This is a genomic window from Pseudomonas sp. Colony2, assembly GCF_019382755.1.
Lineage (GTDB): Bacteria > Pseudomonadota > Gammaproteobacteria > Pseudomonadales > Pseudomonadaceae > Aquipseudomonas.
The window spans coordinates 740,084-764,613 of sequence record NZ_CP080030.1; the positions used below are offsets into that span (position 1 = coordinate 740,084).

General features: G+C 62.3%; 22 protein-coding genes. 6 read left to right on the top strand and 16 right to left on the bottom strand.

Features of this window, described 5'->3' with window-relative positions; translation table 11 throughout:
- Together JV201_RS03060 and JV201_RS03065 are read right to left on the bottom strand one after the other, a co-directional pair.
- Nucleotides 1–2,738: PAS domain-containing sensor histidine kinase (locus JV201_RS03060; protein WP_219406490.1), on the bottom strand; the 2,738-nt coding region annotated here is incomplete at its 3' end.
- A complete protein-coding gene (locus JV201_RS03065; RefSeq protein WP_003212919.1) occupies nt 2,735–3,175 on the bottom strand; it encodes a TadE/TadG family type IV pilus assembly protein in 441 nt (146 codons plus the stop codon). The genes JV201_RS03065 and JV201_RS03060, both read right to left, overlap by 4 nt.
- 71 nt (nt 3,176–3,246) lie before the next feature.
- On the opposite strand from JV201_RS03065, the gene JV201_RS03070 reads away from it, so the two are divergent.
- Nucleotides 3,247–3,732 (top strand): prepilin peptidase, encoded by a 486-nt coding sequence (locus JV201_RS03070; protein WP_003212917.1) that lies wholly within the window; start codon nt 3,247–3,249, stop codon nt 3,730–3,732.
- 114 nt (nt 3,733–3,846) lie between these two features.
- Nucleotides 3,847–4,635, top strand: a complete 789-nt coding sequence (locus JV201_RS03075) for a response regulator transcription factor (RefSeq protein ID WP_003212915.1) — start codon at nt 3,847–3,849, stop codon at nt 4,633–4,635.
- Here JV201_RS03075 and JV201_RS03080 read toward each other — a convergent pair.
- Genes JV201_RS03080 through cpaB form a run of 8 tightly spaced genes read right to left on the bottom strand, consistent with a single transcriptional unit; the run spans nt 4,632 to nt 12,077 of the window.
- Nucleotides 4,632–4,904 carry a DUF3613 domain-containing protein gene (locus tag JV201_RS03080; RefSeq protein WP_219406491.1) on the bottom strand — a complete coding sequence of 91 codons (273 nt, stop codon included), beginning with the start codon at nt 4,902–4,904 and terminating at the stop codon, nt 4,632–4,634. The two genes, JV201_RS03075 and JV201_RS03080, sit on opposite strands and share 4 nt — an antisense overlap.
- 22 nt (nt 4,905–4,926) lie before the next feature.
- Entirely contained in the window at nt 4,927–5,649 is a 723-nt protein-coding gene (locus JV201_RS03085; RefSeq protein WP_219406492.1) for a tetratricopeptide repeat protein, read from the bottom strand.
- An 11-nt stretch (nt 5,650–5,660) separates the two neighbouring features.
- Entirely contained in the window at nt 5,661–6,545 is an 885-nt protein-coding gene (locus tag JV201_RS03090) for a type II secretion system F family protein (RefSeq protein ID WP_219406493.1), read from the bottom strand.
- A gap of 1 nt (nt 6,546) precedes the next feature.
- Nucleotides 6,547–7,431: a type II secretion system F family protein gene (locus JV201_RS03095; protein ID WP_219406494.1), complete on the bottom strand. Its 885-nt coding sequence runs from the start codon at nt 7,429–7,431 to the stop codon at nt 6,547–6,549.
- A gap of 11 nt (nt 7,432–7,442) precedes the next feature.
- The gene (locus JV201_RS03100) at nt 7,443–8,714 is read right to left on the bottom strand and encodes a CpaF family protein (protein WP_003212907.1); all 1,272 of its coding nucleotides are present in this window, start codon (nt 8,712–8,714) and stop codon (nt 7,443–7,445) included.
- Nucleotides 8,711–9,901 (bottom strand): pilus assembly protein, encoded by a 1,191-nt coding sequence (locus JV201_RS03105; protein WP_219406495.1) that lies wholly within the window; start codon nt 9,899–9,901, stop codon nt 8,711–8,713. Before JV201_RS03105 ends, JV201_RS03100 begins: the two co-directional genes overlap by 4 nt.
- Nucleotides 9,898–11,121 carry a type II and III secretion system protein family protein gene (locus JV201_RS03110; RefSeq protein WP_003212903.1) on the bottom strand — a complete coding sequence of 408 codons (1,224 nt, stop codon included), beginning with the start codon at nt 11,119–11,121 and terminating at the stop codon, nt 9,898–9,900. The genes JV201_RS03105 and JV201_RS03110 overlap by 4 nt, the downstream gene beginning before the upstream one ends.
- A gap of 20 nt (nt 11,122–11,141) precedes the next feature.
- On the bottom strand, nt 11,142–12,077 hold the full coding sequence (gene cpaB, locus JV201_RS03115) for a Flp pilus assembly protein CpaB (protein WP_219406496.1): 936 nt from the start codon (nt 12,075–12,077) through the stop codon (nt 11,142–11,144).
- Nucleotides 12,078–12,392: 315 nt separating this feature from the next.
- Between cpaB and JV201_RS03120 the strand changes: the two genes are divergently transcribed.
- Both JV201_RS03120 and JV201_RS03125 read left to right on the top strand, forming a co-directional pair.
- Nucleotides 12,393–12,584 (top strand): Flp family type IVb pilin, encoded by a 192-nt coding sequence (locus tag JV201_RS03120; protein ID WP_102605224.1) that lies wholly within the window; start codon nt 12,393–12,395, stop codon nt 12,582–12,584.
- A 66-nt stretch (nt 12,585–12,650) separates the two neighbouring features.
- On the top strand, nt 12,651–13,058 hold the full coding sequence (locus JV201_RS03125; protein ID WP_219406497.1) for a response regulator: 408 nt from the start codon (nt 12,651–12,653) through the stop codon (nt 13,056–13,058).
- Nucleotides 13,059–13,173: 115 nt separating this feature from the next.
- On the opposite strand, the gene JV201_RS03130 is transcribed toward JV201_RS03125, so the two are convergent.
- From JV201_RS03130 to JV201_RS03145, 4 genes are all read right to left on the bottom strand, one after another.
- The gene (locus tag JV201_RS03130) at nt 13,174–14,859 is read right to left on the bottom strand and encodes a ShlB/FhaC/HecB family hemolysin secretion/activation protein (RefSeq protein ID WP_087693095.1); all 1,686 of its coding nucleotides are present in this window, start codon (nt 14,857–14,859) and stop codon (nt 13,174–13,176) included.
- 175 nt (nt 14,860–15,034) lie between these two features.
- A complete protein-coding gene (locus JV201_RS03135) occupies nt 15,035–16,783 on the bottom strand; it encodes a collagen-like triple helix repeat-containing protein (protein ID WP_257903282.1) in 1,749 nt (582 codons plus the stop codon).
- Nucleotides 16,784–17,075: 292 nt separating this feature from the next.
- Nucleotides 17,076–17,924 carry a MaoC/PaaZ C-terminal domain-containing protein gene (locus tag JV201_RS03140; protein WP_219406499.1) on the bottom strand — a complete coding sequence of 283 codons (849 nt, stop codon included), beginning with the start codon at nt 17,922–17,924 and terminating at the stop codon, nt 17,076–17,078.
- A gap of 2 nt (nt 17,925–17,926) precedes the next feature.
- Nucleotides 17,927–19,279, bottom strand: coding sequence for a 3-oxoacyl-ACP reductase (locus tag JV201_RS03145; RefSeq protein WP_219406500.1), 1,353 nt, complete (start codon nt 19,277–19,279; stop codon nt 17,927–17,929).
- A 114-nt stretch (nt 19,280–19,393) separates the two neighbouring features.
- On the opposite strand from JV201_RS03145, the gene JV201_RS03150 reads away from it, so the two are divergent.
- Nucleotides 19,394–20,671, top strand: coding sequence for an acetyl-CoA C-acetyltransferase (locus tag JV201_RS03150; protein ID WP_008438987.1), 1,278 nt, complete (start codon nt 19,394–19,396; stop codon nt 20,669–20,671).
- A 151-nt stretch (nt 20,672–20,822) separates the two neighbouring features.
- The gene (locus JV201_RS03155; RefSeq protein WP_008438985.1) at nt 20,823–21,722 is read left to right on the top strand and encodes a PA4780 family RIO1-like protein kinase; all 900 of its coding nucleotides are present in this window, start codon (nt 20,823–20,825) and stop codon (nt 21,720–21,722) included.
- Nucleotides 21,723–21,867: 145 nt separating this feature from the next.
- On the opposite strand, the gene cueR is transcribed toward JV201_RS03155, so the two are convergent.
- Both cueR and JV201_RS03165 read right to left on the bottom strand, forming a co-directional pair.
- Entirely contained in the window at nt 21,868–22,269 is a 402-nt protein-coding gene (cueR, locus tag JV201_RS03160; protein WP_219406501.1) for a Cu(I)-responsive transcriptional regulator, read from the bottom strand.
- Nucleotides 22,266–24,467 carry a cation-translocating P-type ATPase gene (locus JV201_RS03165; RefSeq protein ID WP_219406502.1) on the bottom strand — a complete coding sequence of 734 codons (2,202 nt, stop codon included), beginning with the start codon at nt 24,465–24,467 and terminating at the stop codon, nt 22,266–22,268. Before JV201_RS03165 ends, cueR begins: the two co-directional genes overlap by 4 nt.
- Nucleotides 24,468–24,530 lie beyond the last annotated feature (63 nt).

A 24,530-nucleotide genomic window follows, 5' to 3' on the forward strand; every position in this document is an offset into this window, starting at 1 on the left:
ACCACCGGCAACTCCACACAAAACTTCGCCCCATGTTCACTGTTGGCGACGCTCAAGCGGCCGCCCATGTTCTCGACAATGCCGTAGCTCACTGATAACCCCAGGCCGGTGCCCACGCCAATCGGCTTGGTGGTGAAGAACGGCTCGAAAATCCGCTCCAGCAGCCGCGGGTCAATCCCGCCGCCGTTGTCCTCGACCCAGATGCGTACGTGGCGGCTGTCCTGCTCGATCTGCACCGAGATCCACGGTTGCAGGTCGCGGTCGTGTTCGCGTTTGCTCAGCAGGGCATCGCGGGCGTTGACCATCAGGTTGATCAGCACCTGCTCCAGCTGGTCGACATAGCCTTTGACCTGCACCGTCACGTCTAGCTGTGCCACGCGCAGGTCCACGCCTTTGCCGCGCATGCCTTCACTGAGCAGCGACAGGGTGCCTTCCACCGCCTGCGCCGGGTTGAAGGGCTGCTGTTCGACTTCCGAACGGCGGCCGAACACCCGCATGTGGTCTACCACGCGGGCTGCGCGCTGGACCTGGGAGTCGATACGCTGGAGTTTTTCCGTCAGGTAGTCGATTTGTGCATCACCGTTGCTCAAGCGCTTGAGCACGTTGACGATGGCCATGCGCATCACATTCAACGGCTGGTTGATCTCATGGGCCAGGCCTGTGGCCATTTCGCCGAGGGTGGCCATTTTGGCGCTTTGGGTCAGTTGCTGCTGGGAGCGGCGCACTTCGGTGTTGTCGCGGCCCACGGCCTGCACTTCCTGCAACTGGCCCTGTTCGTCGAACACGCCCCGGTCCGACCACACCCACCAGGCATGTGTGCGCCCCGGCAGTTGCAGGCTGATTTCGGCGGTGCTCACCGGGAATTCCGGGGTGAGCTGGCGGATGCGCAGTACAAACGCCTCGTGTTGTTCGTCCGACAACCATTGGCTGAGGTTCATGCCCGGCAGCTGTCCAGGCAGGCATTCCATGTAGTTGGCCAGGGGCGTGTTGCCGAAGGTCAGGGTCAGGTCCGGAAGGTAGCGGCAGATCATGGCCGGGGAGTCTTCCACGAGGATTCGATAGCGCTCCTCGCTTTCCTTGACCCGTTGCGCCGCCAGGGTCGTCTCGGTCACATCCAGCCACAGGCCCACGGCTTCCACGGGCAACCCGAGGTCGTCGCGCAGCAGCCGGGCTTCATCCAGCAGCCAGTGGTAATTGCCCTGTGTGTCGAGCACCCGGTAGCGACTGCGCACGCTGCCTTCGCGCAGCAGTTGGCGGGTACGGTCGAAGTAGAGGTCGCGGTCTTCGGGGTGGATCCACTGGTTCAGCGTCGCCGGGGTGAAGTCGGCCAGGGTGCGGCCAAGCAGCGGCAGCAAGCTGTCGCTGAAGAACACCGGTTGCAGCGTGCCCTCGACGTAGCGCTGCACATAGATCACAGCCGGGGAACTGGCGATCAGGTTATCCAGGCGTGCGTGGGCGGCGGCGGCCTGTTGCTCCTGGTTTTTTATGTCGCTGATGTCGAGCATGAAGCCCACCAGGCGGCGATGCTCACCCGAGCCCAACGCTTGCCCCTGCACGCGATACCAGATGGGGTTAAGCGCCGCGTCGGCACGTTGCAGGCGCACGCTGGTGGACAGCGGTTTGCCCAGGGTCTTCAGGTCTTGCAGGCGGCTGGCGAGTTCTTCCCGGTCGGCAGGGTGAATCAGCTTGAGCCACATGGGTAGCGACAGCTGTGTGATGGCCTCGCCTTGGCTCAGGGTGTGCAGCAGCGGTGGGGCGAGTTCGAGGTCTTCAGTGTGTGGGGACAGCTCCCACCAGCCGGTGCCGAGCAATCCTTGCAGCGCGTCGAGGCGTTCCAGTTGCTGTTGATGGCGCAGTTCGCGCAGGCGGCCGAGCAGCGGTGCCGCGAGGGCGGCGGTCAGTTGCAACCAGTCACGGTCGCTGGTGTGTTCCTGGCGGTGATACACCCCGCACAGCAGCCATGCGCCCACGCCCAGGCCGTCGCGGTAGGGCACCAGAAAACCATCGGTATTGCCAAACAGGCCTTGCAGGCGTGGGTGTTCGCTGTGGCCACGGTTTACCTCCAGGCTCACTGGCGCCGTGCCGCCCAGGCTGTCGAGGCTGGAGCCCAGGGCTTGGCCGTTGCTCCAGAGTACCGGCGCATCGTGGGCGGTGTAACAGCCCTCGATGCACCACGCCTGGCCCTGCTCATCCAGCAAGGCGATGGCGACGCAGGGGATGTGCCAGTGCTGGGAAATAGCCTGCAGAGTGTCTTGCAGTACTTCGGGCAGGCGCACCAGGCTGCAGACCCGCAGTTGCTCGCTGATCTGGTCGCTCACCCGTTGATTGTGTTCGCGCACCTGGGTGAGTTGGCGATGGGCAATCAGGTCGCCAATGTCCAGCAATTGCAGGAGCCAGCCCTTGCCTTCGGGTTGAACCCAGCCACGGGTATGCAGGGTTTGCCCGGCGAGCCCCTTGAGCTCCAGGTCCAGGCTTTGCCCCTGCCAGTCGCTGGGCGTGCCCTCGATCACCAGGCGGCTCGCCGCAGTGAGGTAGTCGAGCAGCGAGGGTGCCTGTTGCTGTTGCGCAGCGGGGTGTTCGAGTCGATGGCGAAGCGGGCCATGGACATCCATTACGCGGCCCTGGGCGTCCAGGTAGAACAACAACGCGGCGGTTGCCGGGATCGCTGCCGGTGCGTCAGCAGGCAGCTGGTTGCCACGTCCGAGCAGGCGGCCGAAGAGTTTATCGCCTGAGGTCAAAACTGCATGCTCGACTGGGCAGACAGCATGGGAGGCAGGGCGGGGACGGTACCGATGCCTGGCAGTACCAGGAACGGCAGCACACTTTGGAGGCTGGACGTCGGGTAGTTGATGTACACCGTCAACACGCCTGACGAGTTGTAGACGGCCGTCACGTACCCGGGAAGGAATTTGAACTGGGAGGGGATCCACGCCAGTTGTGCCTGCGCCGCACTGACGGCCTGCAGCGGCAGTGCCGTGACGTAGCCAGGCGTGGCGGGGTCCAGCGCGACGCTACGTCTTACGCCTTCGGCGGCGGCCTGGGTAAAGGACTGCATCAGCAATAACGGCAAGCTGTAGCTGACCAGGCCATAAAAAATGGCAAAAAAAATCATGAAGACCATCGCGAACTCCAGCGCGGCGGCACCTTTTTGCTTTTTAGCGAGGCCTTTTTTCATGACTCGTCTACCCTGACTACTACTACCTGATATCAGCATAGAATCATTCAGCAAAAAGGGATTTTTTTTACGTGATTCAAAGCCTCGTCCTGGTCGTTTGGCTCGCGCTGTGCGCTGTGCAAGATATCCGTCTACGTCAGGTCTCCAACCGTTTGACCCTCGGCGCAGCCTTGCTGGCGTTGGGTTACCTGTTCTGGAGCGGTACGACCTGGCTCGGTGCGCCGGCTGTCGAGGGCGGCGTGGCCTTTGTCCTGGCGTTGTTGTTCACCCTGCCGGGGTACGCGCTGGGCCGCCTGGGCGCCGGTGACGTGAAGCTGATCGCGGCATTGGGGCTGGCAACCGACTACCTCTACGTACTGGGCACTTTTATCGGCGCCGGCCTCGCGAGCGCAGCCTGGCTGTTGCTGGCGCCCAGGGTGTGGCCGCTGATGAATCAAGGGCTTAGGAATACCTTGCAGTACCTTGATCCGGCACATTCGGCCAGGCAGCCGTTCGTGCCGTTTTTACTGATCGGTTTTTGCCTGTCCTGGTTTTGGATCCCATTAGTCGCCACGTAGGGTATCGCTATGTACATAGTAGGAAAGTACGTCTACGTTTATGGGTAAGTTGTATAGGAAAAATGGTCGGAATGGATACATCGGTCCTTTTGCTTGCCAGGCATGGAGTAGCGCGTGAACAAGCTTACCTCTCAAGTGAAAGTGCTCGTGGTGGACGATCAGCCTTTGATCGTGGAAGAGCTTTGCGAATTTCTTGAAAGCAATGGTTACCGTTGCGTCCCTTGCGCATCCAGCCAGGAAGCCATCGAGCGTTTTCGCGACGATGCCGAGATCGGCCTGGTGCTGTGCGATCTGCATATGCCCGAGATGGATGGCATCGAACTGGTCCAGGCCCTGCAACACCTGGCCGGCAAGCAACGGGTCTTTGAGGCCATCATGCTGACCGGGCGTGCAGACAAGCAGGACGTGATCAAGGCCTTGCGCGCCGGGATTGCCGATTACTACCAGAAGCCGATCAATTTGGGCGAGCTGCTCGAAGGGTTGCAACGCCAGGTGGTCGCGCTGCAGGACCGGCAGAAAGATCTCGACCTGGGGCACCTGAACCAGAAGCTGCAGTTTCTCTCGGCGTCCATCGATGACCTTTATCATGACCTCGACAAGGTGCGCAGCAGTCCGCAATCCGGCCTGTCGACTGAAGCCGAGGGTGAAGTCAGCGACACTGACCGGGTTGAAATACCGGCGATCTTCAATCAGTTGTCGCCCCGCCAACTGGATGTTGCAAGGCTGGTAGGCAAGGGCCAGACCAACTACCAGATTGCCTGTGAGCTGGGCATCACTGAAAACACCGTGAAACTCTACGTGTCCCAGGTGCTGCGCCTGACCCATATGCACAACCGAACCCAGTTGGCGCTGGCGTTATCGCCGAACAATTCTGCGGCGCGCCAGCGCGTCACTGCGCATTAGTTGCTGCCGCTTGGGGTGTTGCCGCCCAGTTTCTGGTCGTAGTACTCAGGAATAGTGTGTTTGTAACTGTCCAGCAGGCGTTGCATGGCCAGGTCGCGTTCAGCGGGCGTGGCCTTCTGCCGGATTGGAGATGCGCGTTCGCCACTGACCTGCAGTTGCAGCCAGCCTTCGGTCTGTTTTTGCTGTGGCGAAGAAGGCCCCGGCTCAATAGCCAGCACCGTCAGCGGCAGGCTGGCGAACAGCAGCGTGGCGAGCAGTGTGAATTTCATCGTGTGTACTCCCTTTAGAGACCTATTTGACCGGCGCTTGCAGCACGTCGCCTACGGTTGCGACCTGATCTTTTGGCGCTGTCGTCGGTGAGACGGGCGCCTTGAGTTGCTGCGCCCGGGCCTGGGCTTGCGTCACTTGTTCCGGGCTCAGGCCCATGCGGCTGGCCACTTGTGCGGCTTGTTCCCAGTTGTCCTGGTAGATCATCAGCGTCACCAGATTGATCGCCGCCAGTTGGTCGCTCTGCGTGAGCTCCATGGCCGTGAGGAATTCGAAGCGTGCATCTTCCACGCGCCGTTGATTGAGGTACACCACGCCCAGGTCGTTGCGGATTTTCTCGTCGGTGGGCGACATCCTGGCCGCGCGTTGCAAGTGCGCCATGGCCTGGCCGTTGTCTCCCCTGGCCGCTGCCAGCTGGCCGAGCCCGTGCTCGCCTTCGGCAGCCATGCAGGTGCCGAGCAGGCTGCGGTACAACGGTTCGGCTTCGCTGCGGCCCAGCAGGCGGTACACCTTGGCCTGGCGCTGGCGCACCTGGGGCAGGTTGTCCGGCAGGTTTTGCAGGTTGGCCAGGCTGGCGTGCAGCTTGCCCTCGTTGGCCATGTCGTCGGCCAGGTTCAGCGATAACTCCTGATTGGAGTTGGGCTTGGCACAACTGCCCTGCGCGCTGAAACCCGCCCACGGCAGTTGCCCGTTACTGGCGCAACCACTTAACAACAACAGGCTGCAGGCGACCATCAATGTCTTCATTGCATGTCCTCTCAAGGCACGAAGGCTTTGGCGATGGCGATAAAGCCAGGGCCGGCCAATACGATCAGTAATGCGGGAAACAGGAACAGCATCATCACCACGGACATTTTGGCGGACATCTTGGAAATGTATTCCTGCAGGCGGGTCAGGCGCCGGTCATCCAGCAACTGCTTGAGCGATTGCAGCGACTTCATCGCCCCGCCGCCCTGATGCAGAAGTTGCTGGAGGATCAGGCACGTGTCGCTGAGTTCATCCACGTCCAGCATCTGGCTGGCCTTGTTCAATTCCTCCCCCAGCTCCAGCCCGGAATCGACGCGTGCCAGCACCAGGCGCAGTTCGGCGGTCAGTACCGGCAGCAACTTTTGCGCGTCGTAGGCCATGACCCGCAGCGCTTGCTCCACGGCCATGCCTGACTCAAACAGAATGCGCACCAGGGGGATGAAGGTCGCCACTTCCCGGGAGATTTCCCCCTGGCGCCTTTTGGCGAGTGCCACCAGTATTCGCTTGGGCAGCAAGTAGCCAATGATCAGGCCCAGCAGGGAGATCACCCACCCATGCTCGGTGCCGGGAAAGAACAGCTCAAGTGTCATCGCGGTCAGGCCCAGCAAAACTATCGGTGAACCGATCTGGCAAGCGGCGAACATCGAGCGTTGGCTGGTTTTTCTCCAGCCCATGCGGTTGAGCAGGATTTGGGTTTCGTTATCGAGGCTGATGGTGCGCTGGCCGATCCGGGTGCTGCCCAACTGGTGCAACCACTCACTCATTTTGTCATTACGGCCTGGCTCGCCCTGCAGCCGCTGGGCGACCACGCGTTGTTGACGACGACTGCTCAGGATATTCGCCAGCAGCAGTGATAACGCGGCAAGAAACAATACGGCACTGATCAGTATCGCCATCTCAGATACTCCGCAACATGCGCCACAGCGCCACGCATCCGATGACTTGCAAGGCGAACGCACCGAGCATCAGGCGTTGGCCGCTGTGGTCATCCCACATGGCCATCAGGTACGTCGGATTAACGAGCAGGAAGTAGCCCGCGACACTCACCGGCAGTACCGCCAGCACCAGCGCGGTCACCCGGGTTTCACCGGTCATGGCGCGTAATTGCCGTGCGCCCTGGTCGCGCTCGCGGATCATCTTGATCAGGTTTTCCAGCAGCTCACTGGCGTTGCCGCCGTAGCGGTGGTTGACCTTGAGGCCCAGGGCAAACAGGCGCAATTCATCCTGTTCATAAAACTCGGCATAGTCATGAGCGGCCTCCGGCAGGCTGACACCCAATTGCACATTGCGCTTGATACGGCCCATGGACTTTTTCAACGGGTCGTCACTGGCATCGATTCCGCTCAGGATGGCGTCCGCCAGGGTGCGTCCGGATTTCAGGCTGCGTACGGCGTGATCGAGCAATTGCGGGAGTTGTTCGATCATCCGGCGCAGCCGCCGCTGGTAGCGTACGGCGAGGTACAGGCGCAGTGCCAAGGGCGGTGCCGCCACCATCACAAACAAGCCTATCCACTGGCCCACGAGCCCCCCCAGCAGGGCGCCAAAGGCCCACAGGGTCAGCCACAGGCCGAGGCGCTCGGTTGGCCGGCCGAGGCCTGCACGGATAAACGTGCGTTCCAGGCTGGTGGTCACCGCGTTGTCTTTCATGGCCTGGGGTTGCCCTTCGGCCAGGCGTTCCAATACCCGGTCGGTCTGGGCCTTGCGCAAACCGTTGCGCATCAGGCCTATCCCCAGCACCAGAAGGGCCACGGCGAGCAGGGCGAGCAGAATCGGACCGATCATCGGGTTGCCTCCTACACCGGCAGGTGACCTTCGTGACGCAACTTGTCACCGGCCGGGTTGACCGCTTCGCGCAGGAAGCCAAAGCCGGTGCGCTTGTCGTGGCGAAACAGGGTGTTGGTGACGTACACGTCTTCGCGGATGCCCACCACTTCCACCACTTCGCTGACACAGCGGCGGCCATCGGGCAGGCGCGTCAGCTGGATCACCACATCCAGCGCCGCGCAGATCATTTGCCGCAGGGTTTTTTCCGCGACGACCCGGCCGGTCAAGCCCACCAGGGTTTCCAGGCGCAGCAAGGCGTCCTGGGCGTTGTTGGCGTGCACGGTACTCATCGAGCCGTCGTGGCCGGTGTTCATGGCGGTCAACACATCGATGACTTCCACGCCCCGGATCTCGCCGAGGATGATTCGGTCGGGGCGCATCCGCAGGGCGTTGCGGATCAAGTCACTGGCCTTCACTTCCCCATGCCCCTCGGCATTGGGCGGGCGGGTTTCCAGGCGCACAACGTGGGGATGGCCCAGTTGCAACTCGGCCACGTCTTCGATGGTGACCAGGCGCTCGCGGGGGTTGATCAACTGGCTGAGAATGTTCAGCAGTGTGGTTTTACCGGTGCCGGTACCGCCGCTGATCAGGATGTTGCAGCGCTTGCCGACGGCTTCCTTGAAAAAGTCGAAAATGGCCTGGTCGATGGTTTGCATGGCCACCAGGTCGCTGCTTTTAAGCATGTCCTTGCGAAACTTTCGAATCGACAGGCACGGCCCGTCCAGGGCAATCGGCGGAATGATCGCATTGACCCGGCTGCCATCGGGCAGGCGCGCATCGACCATCGGCGACGACTCATCCAGCCGGCGTCCCAGGGGTGCGAGGATGCGCTGCATGACCCGCTCGACATGGTGGTCGTCAATGAAGCGCAAGTCACTTTGTTGCAGCAGGCCATCGCGTTCGACGAATACCCGGTGCGGGCCGTTGACCAGGATCTCGGTGACGGTCGGGTCGCGCAGCAGCACTTCCAGCGGGCCGAAACCGGTCAGCTCATCGACGATCTCTTCGGCCAGGCGCTCCATCTCATAGCGGGAAATCGCCAGGTGCATACGTGTGATGTATTCGGCCACCTTGTCGATCACAAACTGCGCCAGGGACTGGCGTGTGCCTTCCAGCAGATTTTTTCCCGAATCCTCGATGGCATCGATGATGTAGCGATGCAGCACCAGCTTCAGGCCGTCGTGATCGGTGTTGCCGACGCTGCCGCGCGGGGCGACGCCAAACAGCTTCTCGCCGTTCATTTGGTCCTCAGAAGGCGGTTGAGCCAATTGGTGGAGGGTTTTTCCAGGCCCTCGGAGCGTTTTGCCAGGCGCTCACCCAAGCCGCGCAACGTCTGTGTCAGGGCTTCCCGTGGGGCCAGGGAGAACAGGGTCTGGGCCTGGTTCTTGGCACTCAGGCGCACTTCCGGGCTCCAGGGCAGGACGGCGATTACCTCCAGCCCGAAGCTATTGCCCAGTGCCTCCGAGTCCGGGGCGGCCCCCTTTAGGTAGCGGTCTACCAGCAGGCGGGCATGGTCGAGTTTCATGCCTTTTTCCCGCCACAGGTTGAGTACGGCCAGGTTGCGGCGGCAGTCCGGCACGCTTTGGTCGGTGCACCACAGCAGTTTGTCGCAATGGCTGACAAAGGTGCGCAAGGCTTCGCTGTCGGGTTGGCCGGTCAGGTTCACCACGATGTGCTGGAAGTGCTGGCGCAGGGCGCTGAGCAACATGTACAGCTCGGCCGCGCTGGTCCGTTCCAGGGGCTCGTCGTTGTTGTGGTAGGCGAGGATGCGCAGACCGGCTTCGGCGGTGGTGAAGGCGCTGTTGATCAGGGTTGAGTCCAGGCGCCGCAAGTGACGCAGGGCGTCGCCGAAATGAAAAGAACTCTCCAGCCCCAACAGTGCGAGGCTGTCAGCGAGTGGCAGGCCCAGGTCGAGCAACAGCGTTTGCTGCCCGCTTTTTTGCACCACCAGCGCCAGGTGGCTGGCGATCAGCGCGCCGTCGGCATTGCCTTGGGTGCCGTAGAGCACGGTCAGCCCGCCCAAATGGGTATTCGGGGTGACCGCCGGCAAGCGTTTGCTCAGGCGCCGAACCAGGCCGGCAACCTCACTGGAGCGCGAGCCGTAGGCCACGAAATCCCGTGCGCCGGCGCGCATCGCGTTCAGTACAAGCTGGTTGTCCATGCCATCGCCCAAGGCCACGATGGCAAGCATCGGCTTGGCTTCCAGGGCACCTTCGATCAGGGCGCACTGGGTGGTGACGTGTTCCCGGTCCAGGCCGATGAACACCAGGTTGGCGAACGTCACGTCTATCAGTGCCAACAGTTCGTCGAGGCTGCCGGCACCGGCGCTGACCACTTGCCCCAGGGGCGCGAGCGCGCCCTGAAGCCATTCCAGATCCGTGGTGTTGCGGGTAATTGCCAAAAAGGTCTGGCTCAGGCTCTCACTCATTCGGACAGTCCACTGCGGCGGTCGAAATTGCCGTTTTCGAGGAAGTACAGGCGGTACCAGTTCGGGTCGTAATTGCGCAGTTTTTCCCCAGGCAACGAGGGCAACTGGGCGTTGGCGGCCAGCGGCTGTACCAGGTGCGGGGTGACGATCATCAGCAGCTCTTTTTCCTGGCGGTTGATGCTGGAGTCGCGAAAGAACGCACCGAGGACCGGGATGTCGCCCAGCCCCGGGAATTTGCTCACGTTGGAGCTGTTGTTGGTGCTGATCAGGCCGCTGATCACGAAGCTTTCGCCGTCGGCCAGGGAGATGCTGGTGTCGGTGCGCCGGATGGTCAGGGCCGGCACGGAGATGCCCTGGATGGTGACCGCGTTGCTGTAGTCCAGCTCACTGACCTCTGGCGCGACCTTCAGGGAAATCCGCCCATGGTCGATGACGGTCGGGGTCAGGGTCAGGCGAATACCGAACTCTTTGTATTCGATGGAGATGCTGTTGCTGCCGCTGCTGGGCACCGGGATCGGTACTTCACCACCGGCGAGGAAGGTCGCACTTTGGCCACTGAGCGCCACCAGGCTCGGCCGGGCCAGGGTGTAGGCAAAACCGCTGCTTTCCAGGGCGTTGATCATGGCCGAGACACGCCCGCCGCCAAAGCCAATGTTGAAGGTGTCGTTGTTCACCGGGAGCCCACGGAATCCTGTGGCCGCCGCGTTGGCAACATTGTTCGGGGCGCCGAACAGAAAGTTGCCGCCCCGGCCAAAGATCGAGGTGCTGGCCTCCTTGAGTTTGGTGCGGCTCACTTCCACAAAGCGGATGTCGGTTTGCACCTGGCTGGGCAGCGTCGGGTCATCGGACGGCGCCAGGGCCAGGCTGGTCAGGGCCGACGTGGCCTTGCCCTTGACGAACACCATGCTTTGGCGCGGGCTGCTGGAGCAGGCCGTCCAGACCATCAGGCTGGTGGTGCCCGAGGCGATGCCGGTGAGCAGGAACGCCTGGTTGCCGTTGACCTGCACATCGGCCACTTTCGGATCGCCAATGGCCAGCCGCGTAATCGGCACCGGCGACTGGATAGCCTGTTGAGCGCCTTCACCCACCTCCAGCACCGCCGGCAGCTGGCCCAGGCCCGTGCAGTTGCCGGGTGCTGCCAGTGCAACGCCGACGGGCAGGCTCAGGGTGAGAAGTGCCCAGAAAATTCGCGAAAAAGACCACACGAAACGACTGCTCATTCAAGGCATCCTTAGCTCTTTCAGGGCGTTTGTTGGGTAACCTGATTGCCACGTATTACTTCGACGCCTGAACGCCTTGGCGCACCATTGCCAGCGGGACTCAGGCCGTTGACGGGCGCTGTGCTGAAGGCCAGCTGGTTGAACTGGTAGAGCTCGCGCCGGGTGTTTTCCAGGTGGGTCGCGGACTCCGTTTCACCGGCCCAGTATTGGCTCAGCAGTTGTTCGTCGGCACTGCGCACAGCCAGGCGCAATACGCCGGACTGGGCTGCGAGCATCAGCCGGCTCAGGAGCTCCTCCGGTACCGCGAGGAGTACCGTACGTGCGCTGGCGCGACTTTGCTGCGCCTTGAGTTTTTCGTCGGGGGTGGTCGGTGGTACGGAGCCGGGCGTGCCGTCGTTGGTCAGCCCCAGCTGATCGCCGACGCCCAGCAGGCGCAAGGCGGGCACCACGATTTGTGCGGACTGCTGCGGGTTGCTGGCTTCCTGGCGCAGGAAGAGCAGGACGTCCACATAGTCCCCCGGGGAGAGTTGCCCGCTGGCGCCGATCACTTCATCCACGGCGACGGCAAGCGCGCGTTCGTTAGGGCGGATCATTCGCGCCAGGGTGCCGCCGGAGTTAAAGCTCTCCTCGGTCAGCCAGGTCCCGGCCGACAGCGGCCGCCACGGGATCTTGCCCACGGCCTGGTCGAGGCTGGTGAGGCTGCCGGCGGGAACCGTGCGCAGTTTTTCCAGGGTCAGGTCGGCGGCGGTGAGCGCAACAAAAGGTGCAACGTCATGGGCCAGCACCACCACGGGTTGGCGGGTCTGGTCTTCGGCTACGGGTTGCACGACTTCAGGTGATTGAGGCACGGGCGGTGCGACAGGGGCAGGGCGGCTGAGTACCAGGCCCCAGTAGCCTGCAATCAGTGCACCTACCAACAGCAGCCCGGCGAGGATCAAGCTAATTCGACTGTTCATGAAGGCTCTCCCTTTCCTGCTGCATCCACTGCTGTTCCCACTAATGCTTGCGTATCCGGATCGCTTCAAGCTTCTAACTATTTCGCTATTTGAAGGTAGTTCAGCTAAGACAAAACGCCATTACCGGGCGAAAAATATCTCCAGAAACCTCTGCGAAAGTGGGATTTTTGGCGTCAGCCGGCCGACTAATACTTTGTGATTAATCAGTTCTTACAGTTGTTGGTCTGGGGTTTGTTGACAATGCTCTAGTGGCACACCGAAATCATTTTTGTGATGCCGCGATACCAGCGCCGTGGGCGCAAAGGAGAAGTCATTATGTTCCTTGATCTTATTCGCATGGGTTTCATCAAAGTCCAGATTTTTTTCTATTCCAAAGAGGGCGCATCGGGTATCGAGTACGCACTGGTTGCGGCGATGGTTGCCGTGGCGCTGGCTGCCTTTATTACACCCATCAAGACGGCGGTAACCAACGTATTTACTTCGATACAAGGCGCCATTCATACCTGACCCAGGTACTCGCGCAAACACGTGCAGGTTCCGCTGAATGATCTATTGCGTATCAGGCATTTCCACATGAACTCCTCTTCGCCTCCCCGGCAACAAATCCTTTTGGTGGATGACGAAGAGGACGCCCTTATTGAACTGGCTGAGTCGCTGGAGAATGAAGGCTTTGTCTGTTTTACCGCGACCTCGGTCACCTTTGCTTTACAAGAGCTGACCCTGCACCCCGATATCGCACTGGTGATTACCGACCTGCGCATGCCCGAGGAAAGCGGTATTTCCTTGATCAAGCGTCTGCGCGAACACACCGCTCGCCAGCACTTGCCGGTGATCGTCATGTCCGGCCACGCCGAGATGGATGATGTCAGTGACATGCTGCGCCTGCAGGTGCTTGACCTGTTCCGCAAGCCGATCTACCTGGTGCGCTTGATCGATACCCTCAACAACCTCTTCCCCATCCCCAAGACCAGATTGATGTAGGAGCGAGCTTGTGTGGGAGCGGGCTTGCTCGCGAAAAACGTCAACGATAACGCGGGCAGTCTGGTTCCCCGCGTTGTCTGGACGTTCTTCGCGAGCAAGCTCGCTCCCACAGGGTTCAGAGTTGGTAGCTGAAACTCAGGGTATACCGTGGCCGCCGATTGAAGCTGTCCAGGGCGATATCCGACATTGGCTTGGCCGCTTCCAGCGCGATGTTGTAGTACTTGTTATCCCCGAAGCGCAGGCCCACCGCTGCCGATGACATGTTGTTGCCCTTGGCCGGCAGTTCGTTGAACCAGGTCTTGGCCTTGTCGAGCACCACGTACGGCTGCAGGATTTTTACCCACTCACCGCTGCGGTTGAAGCTGTAGTTGACCTCATACGCCACGCCCCAGCCCTTGTCGCCCGAGCCCTGGTCATCCGGGTAGCCACGCCCGAAATTCTGCCCGCCGAACGTCGCGCGTTCGCTGTCGGGCAGGGTGTCGTTGCTCCAGTAGAACGCACCCGATGCCACGCCTTGCCAGTTGTCGAAGAACTTGTCGCTCTGTACGCCCGAGACGCGCAGGCGGAAGAAGTCGATGTCGGGTTTTATACCCTCGAAGTCACTCCGGGTGCTGGCGCCCAGGCCGTCGATGCCCTGGTACAGGCCGGCGCTGAGAATGCGCAGTTGGCGCGTGTCGGATTTGCGCCAGTCACCTTCGAACGCCAGGGCGCGCAGGTTGGTTTCCAGGTCGAAACGTTGCGGGAAACCCACCAGTTGATAACGGGTGGTCTGGTCCACGGCATAGAGTCGCGTGCCCAGGGTCAATGACTCGGTAGGGGAGGCAATCAGCGGATGGCTGAGGCCGACGGAGTAGCGGTCAACCTCCTGGTGTGGCTTGAGTTCAAAACCGCCGTCCAGCTGCACGTTGCTGCGCGGGTCGGCGCGGTAGCGCTCGGCGTTGACCACCAGTTGAGTGCCCTCGGCATTCACGAACTGGCTGTAGCCCAGGCGGTAGTAGTGCTCCTTGTCCTCGCCGGGCGGGAACAGGCCGCTGACGCTCAGTTGTTCGCCCATGGATGTCTGGGAATTGCTGGTGCCGGTGATCAGGGCTTGCAGGCCGCCACGGCTGTCGTCCGTCATGCTCATGCTGCTGGTGAAGGGTTTGCGCGAGGCCTGGATCTGCATGCGCGTGCCGCCATCGGTGGTGCCCGGCGGCGGTACTTGCGCCTGCAGCGTTACACCTGGAATGCGGCCCATCAAGGTGGTGTAGCGTTCGAAGGTCTTGCGGGTCAGCGGGCGCTCGGCCAGCAGCTTGGCCGCCAGTTTGTCGACGTAGGCCGAGACCGAGCCAATGTCGCCCTGCACGTTGTAATCCTTGATGTAGCCCTCCACCAGCACCACGCGCACCAGGCCGTTTTCGAAGCGCTGGTCGGGCAGGTACGCGTAGGACAACAGATAGCCGTCCTGCTGGTAGCGGCGGGTGATGCCGCGGGTGGCTTCGATCAGTTGTGCCAGGTTGGTTTCATGGCCAATCAGCGGTTCGAAAACCTTGGCCACATCCTGGAGCGGGTAGATCGTCCCACCGTCGATTTGCAGCTTGCGGATGGTCACTTTGGTGTCCATCAACAATGGCTGGCCCTGGGTTGCCGCCGGCTCGGGCAGTTGGGTCTGTGGGGTGACCGGGCGATAGGCATCGGCGGGGAGGTTGGGTACCGGCAGGTTACGAATGGTGTCGTTGCTGTTGAGGTAGCTGGGCAGGGTCTCGGCATGGACGCTGGCAGCAATGAGGGTGAGCAGAAACAAAGGCGTCAAGGCGCGCATAGGACACTCCATGGTCAAAACTGCTGCAGCGTTTTCGCTAGGCCCGCCGGGTTCTGGGACACGGTTCGCAAAGCCATTCATTGGCCAATAAAAAAGACGAGAGACTCGTTGGAATCTCTCGTCTCAACCAAGCGTAGGCGCTGTAGGGGAGGCCGTCTAATGGCCAGGTGCAATTCTATTTTTTGCCGGTCAGCCCACCGAGCAGACCTCCCAGGCCGCCGCCTGTGTTTGCATTTGCATTGGCAGTGCCCGTAGCGGTGGCACCGGCACCCACGTTCAAGCCACCGAGCAGACCGCCACCGTTACTGCTGGTGCCGCCGGTTACCAGGCCACCCACCGAGCCGACGGTATTGCCGACGGCATTCAGGGTACCGCCCACAGCGTTAGTCACCGGATTGGCATTCGCCGCCGTCAGGTTGGTGCCCAGGCTGCTGACTGCGCCGCCGACCTGGGTAACCAGACCATTCACCGGTGCGCCGATACCGGTGCTGGTGCCGATGTTTTGCGTCAGGTTGGCAACACCCGAGGTCACTGGGTTCAGTGCGGTGCCGACATTGGTCGCCAAGCCTGCAACGGGAGCCGTGGCTGCAGTGTTGGCCACGCCATTGCCACCGATCAGGGTGCCGAGGGACGCGACGGTGTTACCCACTTGGCCACCGGTCACACCGGCTGCACTGACAGTGCCGTTGGTGTTGCCGGCATTCAGGCCGTTGCCGACGTTGGCGACAAGACCGCCGACGAGTTCAGGCAGGCCCGATTGAGGGGTCGTGGTGGCCGGGTTGACGTAACCGCTCGACTTATCAAGGGTGGTGCCAACACCCGTCAACACGCCACCGACGAGCGTCCCGACAGGGTTGCCTGCGCCGCCGGCGCTGGCCACCTGGCCGCCAAGGCCGGTGACAGTGGAGCCGACTTTATCCAGTACGCCGCCGACCGGGTTGCCCAGGCCTGTTTTATTGCCCAGGTTGCCGGTGGTGTTTTCCACCAGGGAGACCACCGGTACCAATACGCTTTTACCCACCGTATTGGTCACGCTGCCCAATGGCCCGGTGGTGCTGGCAGTGCTCAAGGTATCGCCGAGCATGGTGACGGCCTGGCCGACCTGATCAACCACGCCACCTGCCACACCGCCCACGCCACCGGTCAAGCCGCCGACGACGGGAATGCCGCCGAGGGTGGTGCCCAGGGATTTGCCGGTGTTGGAAACGCCGGTGCCCAGGTCGGCAACGCCATCGGCCACACCGGCAACGGTTGTGCCCACGGAGTTGCTATTGGTACCCAGCGTGCCCAGGCCGTTGCTCAAGCCGCCGCCGATACTGTTGACGGCGGTGCCTGTCGCGGTGACCAGCCCGCCGGCAGTGGTGCCGACAATGGGAACCGTGGTCAGGGTTGTGCCCAGGTTACCTACCGTGGTGCCGACATTACCGACGACACCGCCCACGGCGCCTACTACCTGGCCGGTGACCAGGGGAGTGGTCGAGCCGGTGCCGCCGCCAGTACCACCGCCGGTACCACCGCCGGTACCTCCACCAGTGCCGCCGCCGGTGCCACCACCGGTACCKCCRCCRGTRCCWCCACCRGTACCTCCACCAGTACCTCCGCCGGTGCCTCCGCCGGTGCCACCACCGGTACCTCCRCCRGTACCKCCRCCRGTGCCGCCRCCGGTRCCWCCACCGGTACCTCCACCAGTGCCGCCGCCGGTGCCACCACCGGTACCTCCAYCAGTRCCGCCGCCRGTGCCACCACCGGTACCGCCGCCGGTGCCTCCACCTGTTCCACCGCCAGTACCGCCGCCAGCATCCGGAGAGGAGGCTGCGACGCTACTGTGATGACCACCACCACCGCTGCTGCAGCCTCCGAGGCTTACTGCCAGAATCAGGGCCAGCGCGGTACTTGCTTTCCACAACACGACTTGAGTTTTCATGATTGAGTTCCTTGCACCTGGTACAGCCTTTGTTGTTTTCGAAGTTCGCTGTTTCTAGGGGCAGCGATACATTCGTCCGTTATGGCTATAACAGTCCCGGGTGCGCACTCTCGCAACGCTCAACTTGGTATTAACGATTTATATACACGAAGAGTTAGTTTGCTTAACGACTAATACCAAGGGTGTAGAAGGCGGCGGTGTTTAAGTTGTAGGTTTATTAAAATCAATGAGTTGATAAGAGTAGCGAGCTATCGATAGCTCGCTATAACTTAGGATGTATATATACAATTTATCAGGCGATGGGCCGCCAGCGGCCGACCATGTGTTCAATGTCCCCGGCGCCTTTAAGTTGCAGCTCACCGCTGGAGCCGGGGGCGCTCGTGAACAACGTTACCTCACTGGGCAAACGCACCGGCTTTTTAAACTCGACATCTATCTCGAGATTGGCGGCTGGCAAATGCTCACTCAGTGCCGCCAGTGTGCGGGCCTTGTTCCACAGCCCATGGGCGATGGCCTGGGGAAAGCCGAATAACCTGGCAGTGAGGGCGCTCAAATGAATCGGGTTGTAGTCGCCGGACACCCGGGCGTAGCGGCGGCCAACATCGGCGGGGGCTTTCCAGCGGGTCAGTTCGGCGACAGCGGCAGGGTGTTGCAGCGGGTTGTCCGTTGCTGCGCCATCGAGTTTCACACCGCGACAGAGCATCCGGCTTTGCGCTTCCCACAGTAGCCCCAGTGAATCTTCGACCGTGGTCACAATATCGAATGTCGCGCCCTTGGCATGGGGCTGCAAATTCTGCGCGTAAACGCCGACCGTCAAGTCACTCACACCGCCCAACGGGCGCAGGATGCGGATCCGGTTGCTCAGGTGGATCAATCCCAGCAGCGGGAATGGAAACGCCTTGTCGGTGAGCAGTTGCATCTGCAGGCCGAACGCCAGGATATGGGGATAAGTGGCCGGCAGTACCGGGCCCTCGGCAAACCCGCAGACCTTGCGATAGGCGTCCACATCCTTGGGGTTAACGCTGACCCGGCAGCGCAGCCCTTGTTGCGGCAACGTGGTACCGGTGATCTTGCGCTTGAGTGCCGCGCGCCAATACAGCGGCGGCAGGAACGGGGTGCTGCCTAATGTGTGCCACTCCATGCTTACGCTCCCAATAGACTTTGCCCGCACACCCGAAGTGCCTGCCCGCTGACCGCGCCCGAGCCCGGCTGGCCGAGCCAGGCCACCGCCTCGGCGACGTCCTGGGGCAAGCCGCCCTGGCCCAGCGAACTCATGCGGCGCCCGGCCTCACGCAGGGCGAAGGGAATGTGTGCGGTCATCTGGGTTTCGATAAAGCCTGGGGCCACGGCATTGATGCTGATCCCGCGCTCACCGAGCAACGGCGCCCAGGCCTGGGCCAGGCCAATCAGCCCGGCCTTGCTCGCGGCGTAGTTGGTTTGCCCGCGGTTGCCGGCGATGCCGCTGATGGATGCCAGCAGCACCACGCGACCGTTGTCGTGCAGGGTGCCGCTGTCCAGCAGCGCCTTGGTCAGCACTTGCGGCGCGTTGAGATTGACCGCCAAGACTGCGTCCCAATATTCCGGCGTCATGTTGGCCAGGGTTTTATCGCGGGTGATGCCGGCGTTGTGCACCACGACGTCGATGCCGTCCGGCAGGTGTTCGATCAGCTGGGTGGCGGCGTCTTCGGCGCAGATATCCAGGGCGATGCTGCGGGCGCCCAGGCGCGCGGCCAGGGCATCGAGGTCGGCCTTGGCTTGTGGCACGTCCAGCAGGATCACCTCGGCACCGTCGCGGGCCAAGGTTTCGGCGATCGAGGCACCGATGCCGCGGGCGGCGCCGGTCACCAGGGCCTTGTGCCCGGCGAGCGGGCGCGTCCAGTCCGCGACCTGGGTCGCGCAAGGGTTCAGGCGAATGACCTGGCCGGAGATATAGGCACTTTTCGGCGAGAGGAAGAACCGCAACGCACCCTCCAATTGATCCTCGGCCCCGCCGCCCACGTACAGTAATTGCAGGACGCCGCCGCTGCGCAGCTCTTTGGCCAGCGACCGGCTGAAGCCTTCAAGGGCCCGTTGGGCACTGGCGGCAAACGGGTCGCCGAGGCTTTCCGGGGCGCGGCCAAGGATCACCAGGTGCGCGCTGTGGTCGAGGTTCTTCATCAACGGCTGAAAGAATTCCCGCAACTGCTTGAGTTGATCGGTGTGCTGCAACTGGCTGGCGTCAAATACCACGGCCTTGAGCTTGGGCCCGTGGCCGGGAATCCAGGTGGTTGCCGTCGACGGTTCGGTGCCGTAGCTATAGATAGCGTCGGTCAGCTTGTTGGCGAACGGCAGGATTTTTGTCGCCAGCGGGCCGCCGCCGATCAGCAGCGCACCCTCCACCGGACGCAGGCGTCCGGCCTGCCAGCGTTCCAGGCGTACCGGTGACGGCAGGCCAATGGCGGCGACCAGGCGATGGCCGAGGCTGGAGTTGGCGAAGTCGATATAACGGTCAGACATGGAACGCTCTCCGAGTGCTGGGGTTCAAACGGTGGACCATCAATAGGTGAAAGTCGTTCGATTGAGCCTAGGCTAGGCTCAGAGATTCACCCCATAACCTCAAGGGAGCTTTCCATGACTCAATTGCGCCGTGTAGCGATCATTGGCGGTAACCGCATCCCCTTCGCCCGCTCCAACGGCCCTTACGCCACGGCGAGCAACCAGGCGATGTTGACCGCCGCCCTCGAAGGCCTGATCGAACGCTACAACCTGCACGGCCTGCGTATTGGCGAGGTGGCCGCCGGGGCGGTGCTCAAGCATTCCCGCGACTTCAACCTGACCCGCGAGTGCGTGCTGGGCTCGCGCCTGTCGCCGCAAACCCCGGCCTACGATATTCAGCAGGCCTGTGGCACGGGGTTGGAAGCCGCGTTGCTGGTGGCGAACAAGATTGCGCTGGGGCAGATCGAAAGCGGGATTGCCGGCGGCGTCGACACCACGTCCGACGCGCCTATCGGGGTGAATGAGGGCCTGCGCAAAATCCTGCTGCAAGCCAATCGCAGCAAATCCATGGCGGATAAACTTAAAGTCTTGTTACAACTTCGTCCCCATCACCTCAAGCCGGAGCTGCCGCGCAACGGCGAACCGCGCACCGGGTTGTCCATGGGCCAGCATTGCGAGTTGATGGCGCAGACCTGGCAGATCCCCCGCGCCGAGCAGGATCAGTTGGCGCTGGAAAGCCATCAGAAAATGGCCGCGTCCTACGCCGAAGGCTGGCAAAACGATTTGCTCACGCCCTTTCTTGGCCTGACCCGCGACAACAACCTGCGCCCCGACCTGACCCTGGAAAAACTCGCCAGCCTCAAGCCCGCCTTCGAGCGCAGTGAAAAGGGCACCCTCACCGCCGGTAACTCGACGCCGCTGACCGATGGCGCCTCGTTGGTGCTGCTGGGCAGTGAAGCCTGGGCCAAGGAGCGCGGCTTGCCGATTCTCGCCTACCTGCGCGATGGCGAAGCGGCGGCGGTGGATTTCGTCAACGGCGCCGAAGGCCTGCTGATGGCGCCGGTGTACGCCGTGCCGCGCCTGCTGGCGAGGAATGGCCTGACCCTGCAGGACTTCGATTACTACGAGATTCACGAAGCCTTCGCTGCCCAAGTGTTGTGCACACTGAAAGCCTGGGAAGATCCGGATTACTGCAAGACCCGCCTGGGGCTGGATGCACCGCTGGGCTCTATCGACCGCAGCCGCTTGAACGTCAAGGGCAGCTCATTGGCCGCCGGCCATCCGTTTGCTGCCACGGGTGGGCGTATCGTCGCCAACCTGGCCAAGCTGCTGGACGCAGCCGGCAAGGGCCGGGGCCTGATCTCGATCTGCGCCGCCGGGGGCCAGGGCGTCACCGCGATTATTGAGCGCTGATCTCGGCTATGATCGGGCCGCCGGTCAATTTGGCATATTGGATGCATTCTTAAGCGGTCAAAGGTCGGTACCCTCTCCCCGCGGCGAGAGGATTGCCGTATAACGAGTGCCATACGCGTGTTTGGTAATAAAGGACCCACAATAAAAGCTGATGAAGACTCCTAAACGCATTGAACCCCTGATCGAGGACGGTCTGGTCGACGAGGTGCTGCGCCCACTCATGAGTGGTAAAGAAGCAGCTGTTTACGTGGTGCGCTGCGGCAACGAGTTACGTTGCGCCAAGGTTTACAAGGAGGCGAATAAACGAAGTTTTCGTCAGGCGTCCGAATACCAGGAAGGCCGCAAGGTCCGCAACAGCCGTCAGGCCCGGGCCATGGCCAAGGGCTCCAAGTTCGGCAAGAAAGAAACCGAAGACGCCTGGCAGAACGCTGAGGTAGCGGCGCTGTTTCGCCTGGCCGGTGCGGGTGTTCGCGTGCCCAAGCCGTACGACTTCCTCGAAGGCGTGCTGCTGATGGAGCTGGTGGCCGATGAATACGGCGACGCGGCGCCACGTTTGAACGACGTGACGCTGGAGCCGGACCAGGCCCGCGAATACCACGCCTTCCTGATTACCCAGATCGTGCTGATGTTGTGTACCGGCCTGGTGCACGGTGACCTTTCCGAGTTCAACGTGCTGCTGACGCCGACGGGCCCGGTGATCATCGACCTGCCTCAGGCGGTGGATGCAGCGGGCAACAACCACGCGTTCAGCATGCTGGAACGGGATGTGGGCAACATGGCTTCCTACTTCGGGCGCTTTGCCCCGGAATTGAAGAAGACCAAGTACGCCAAGGAGATGTGGGCGCTGTATGAAGCCGGCACTCTGCACCCGGCCAGTGTGTTGACCGGCGAGTTCGACGAACCGGAAGAGCTGGCTGACGTGGGCGGTGTTATCCGCGAGATCGAAGCGGCGCGGCTCGATGAAGAGCGTCGCCAGGCGATTCGCGCGGCAGACGATGCGCCACCGAGCAAAGCGTCGGAAGAGCCGCCACCGCCGCCYTGGATGCAGTGATYCAACGGCGAGTGGATATCCAAATGTGGGAGCGGGCTTGCTCGCGAAAGCGCTGGTTCAGTCAACTGATGTATTGACTGACACTCCGCATTCGCGAGCAAGCCCGCTCCCACATTAGGTTCCGTGCATGCCTGGTTAAACTTGCTCAGGTGCAACAACTGCCCGACGCCAACTCCTTGAGAATCGGGCAATCCGGCCGRTGATCGCCCTGGCAGTGTTCCACCAGGTCCTGCAACGTRTCGCGCAAYTGCCCCARCTCGMGGATCTTCTGGTTCAGCTCATCGATATGCTKGCGGGCCAGCGCCTTSASGTCGGCACTCGCRCGKCCCCGGTCCTGCCASAGSGTCAGYARCTTGCCGACTTCCTCCAGGGAAAACCCCAGGTCCCGCGAGCGCTTGATAAACGCCAGGGTGTGCAAGTCATCGGCGCCATAAATGCGGTAGCCGCTGTCGGTGCGATGGGCGGCTTTCAGCAAGCCGATGGACTCGTAGTAACGAATCATCTTCGCGCTCAGGCCGCTTTGGCGTGCTGCTTGGCCGATGTTCATGGACGCTCGTCCTCCAGGTCCTTGGGTTTCCAGGTTTTCAACAGCAGTGCGTTGCTTACCACGCTGACACTGGACAGGGCCATGGCCGCGCCAGCCATCACCGGGTTGAGCAGGCCGAACGCCGCCAGCGGAATGCCGATCAAGTTATACACAAAGGCCCAGAACAGATTCTGTCGAATTTTCGCATAGGTCTTGCGGCTTATTTCCAGGGCTGCCGGCACCAGCCGTGGGTCGCCGCGCATCAGGGTAATGCCTGCCGCGTGCATCGCCACGTCGGTGCCGCCGCCCATGGCGATGCCGATGTCGGCCGCGGCCAGGGCCGGTGCGTCGTTGATGCCGTCGCCGACCATTGCCACCACGCCGGTCTTTTTCAGCTCGGCGACGGTAGCCGCCTTGTCCGCAGGCAACACCTCGGCGTGCACGTCATCGATGCCCAGGGCTTCGGCGACCACGCGGGCGCTGCCACGGTTATCGCCGGTCAGCAGGTGGCTGCTGATATGCCGAGCCTTGAGTGCCTGTATCGCCTGCAGGGCGCCCGGTTTAAGCGTGTCACCGAAGGCAAACAAACCCAGCACGCGGGGCTGCGGGCCTTGCTCGATCAGCCAGGACAAGGTGCGGCCTTCGGCCTCCCACGCACTGGCCGAGTCGGCGAGATCACCGGTGCTCAAGCCGGTTTCTTCCAGCAGGCGACGGTTGCCCAGCGCCAGTTGCCGGCCATCTAGGGTGCCTGCAATGCCACGCCCGGTAAGGGACTGGCTGGCGCTGACATCCGCGACGTTCAAACCTTGTTCGGCACAGGCATCCAGCACCGCCTTGGCCAATGGGTGTTCACTGCCGCGCTGCAGCGCGCCGGCCTGTTGCAGCAGCGCCCCTTGATTGCCGTCAATGGCGGCCAGGTGCGCAATTTTTGGTGCGCCGGAGGTCAGGGTGCCGGTCTTGTCGAACACCACGGCGCTGACTTCATGGGCGCGCTCCAGGGCTTCGGCGTCCTTGATCAGGATGCCGTGGCGGGCGGCAACGCCGGTACCGGCCATGATGGCGGTAGGTGTGGCCAGGCCAAGGGCGCAAGGGCAGGCGATCACCAATACGGTCACCGCATTGATCAGCGCGACCTCCAGCGGTGCGCCATACAGCCACCAGCCGACCAGCGTGGCCAAGGCCAGCACCAGCACCACCGGCACGAACACCTGGCTGACTTTATCCACCAGTTTCTGGATCGGTGCCTTGGCGGCCTGGGCGTCTTCCACCAGGCGGATGATCCGCGCCAGCACGCTTTCCGCGCCGAGGGCCAGGGTACGCACCAGCAGCCGGCCTTCGCCGTTGATGGCGCCGCCGGTGACTGCGTCGCCAGGCTGCTTCGGCACCGGCAGGCTTTCACCGCTGATCAAGGCTTCGTCGGCGTGGCTTTGGCCTTCGACCACTTCGCCGTCCACCGGGAAGCGTTCGCCGGGTTTGACCAGCACCAGGTCATTCAGCTTGAGGGCGGTGATGGCGACGTCCTGCTCGCGGCCGTCGACCACCTGAATCGCCCGTTCCGGACGCAAGGCTTCCAGAGCGCGGATGGCACTGGCGGTCTGGCGCTTGGCGCGGCTTTCCAAATATTTGCCCAGCAGCACCAGGGCGATCACCACCGCCGAGGCTTCGAAATACAGGTGGGGCATTGTGCCGGCGGACGCCGTGAGCCATTCATAGATACTCAGGCCGTAACCGGCGCTGGTGCCGATGGCGACCAGCAGGTCCATATTGCCCGCTCCGGCGCGCACGGCTTTCCAGGCCGCGATATAGAAGCGCGCACCGAAGATGAATTGCACCGGGGTGGCCAGGGCAAATTGCACCCAGGCCGGGAGCATCCAGTGCAGCCCGAACGGTTGCACCAGCATCGGCAGCACCAACGGCGCGGCGAGCAGGATTGCCAGCAGCAGCGACCAGCGTTCATGGCTCAGGCGTTGTTCCTGGCTGGCCTGGGTGGCGGTTTCGCTTTGGGGCAGGGTGGCGGTGTAGCCGGCCTTGTCGACGGCGGCGATCAGGACGCCGGGGTCTATCTGGCCGAGCACTTCAATGTGGGCGCGTTCGTTGGCCAGGTTGACGCTGACACTTTGCACCCCGGGCACTTTGCCCAGTGCCCGTTCAACCCGCCCGGCGCAGCTGGCGCAGGTCATGCCGCTGATCGGCAGGTCGAAGGTGGTGGATCCGTTCATGGGCAGTACTCCAGGAGAGATTGCCCCTAGGATCAACCTTGACCTGTGGGGAAGGTCAAGGCG

Bases quoted from the DNA above. Each gene is read 5' to 3' on its own strand.
- JV201_RS03065 (WP_003212919.1), bottom strand. From the start codon at position 3,175: ATGAAAAAAGGCCTCGCTAAAAAGCAAAAAGGTGCCGCCGCGCTGGAG.
- JV201_RS03080 (WP_219406491.1), bottom strand. From the start codon at position 4,904: ATGAAATTCACACTGCTCGCCACGCTGCTGTTCGCCAGCCTGCCGCTG.
- JV201_RS03085 (WP_219406492.1), bottom strand. From the start codon at position 5,649: ATGAAGACATTGATGGTCGCCTGCAGCCTGTTGTTGTTAAGTGGTTGC.
- JV201_RS03090 (WP_219406493.1), bottom strand. From the start codon at position 6,545: ATGGCGATACTGATCAGTGCCGTATTGTTTCTTGCCGCGTTATCACTG.
- JV201_RS03095 (WP_219406494.1), bottom strand. From the start codon at position 7,431: ATGATCGGTCCGATTCTGCTCGCCCTGCTCGCCGTGGCCCTTCTGGTG.
- JV201_RS03100 (WP_003212907.1), bottom strand. From the start codon at position 8,714: ATGAACGGCGAGAAGCTGTTTGGCGTCGCCCCGCGCGGCAGCGTCGGC.
- JV201_RS03105 (WP_219406495.1), bottom strand. From the start codon at position 9,901: ATGAGTGAGAGCCTGAGCCAGACCTTTTTGGCAATTACCCGCAACACC.
- JV201_RS03110 (WP_003212903.1), bottom strand. From the start codon at position 11,121: ATGAGCAGTCGTTTCGTGTGGTCTTTTTCGCGAATTTTCTGGGCACTT.
- cpaB (WP_219406496.1), bottom strand. From the start codon at position 12,077: ATGAACAGTCGAATTAGCTTGATCCTCGCCGGGCTGCTGTTGGTAGGT.
- JV201_RS03120 (WP_102605224.1), top strand. From the start codon at position 12,393: ATGTTCCTTGATCTTATTCGCATGGGTTTCATCAAAGTCCAGATTTTT.
- JV201_RS03125 (WP_219406497.1), top strand. From the start codon at position 12,651: ATGAACTCCTCTTCGCCTCCCCGGCAACAAATCCTTTTGGTGGATGAC.
- JV201_RS03130 (WP_087693095.1), bottom strand. From the start codon at position 14,859: ATGCGCGCCTTGACGCCTTTGTTTCTGCTCACCCTCATTGCTGCCAGC.
- JV201_RS03140 (WP_219406499.1), bottom strand. From the start codon at position 17,924: ATGGAGTGGCACACATTAGGCAGCACCCCGTTCCTGCCGCCGCTGTAT.
- JV201_RS03145 (WP_219406500.1), bottom strand. From the start codon at position 19,279: ATGTCTGACCGTTATATCGACTTCGCCAACTCCAGCCTCGGCCATCGC.
- JV201_RS03150 (WP_008438987.1), top strand. From the start codon at position 19,394: ATGACTCAATTGCGCCGTGTAGCGATCATTGGCGGTAACCGCATCCCC.
- JV201_RS03165 (WP_219406502.1), bottom strand. From the start codon at position 24,467: ATGAACGGATCCACCACCTTCGACCTGCCGATCAGCGGCATGACCTGC.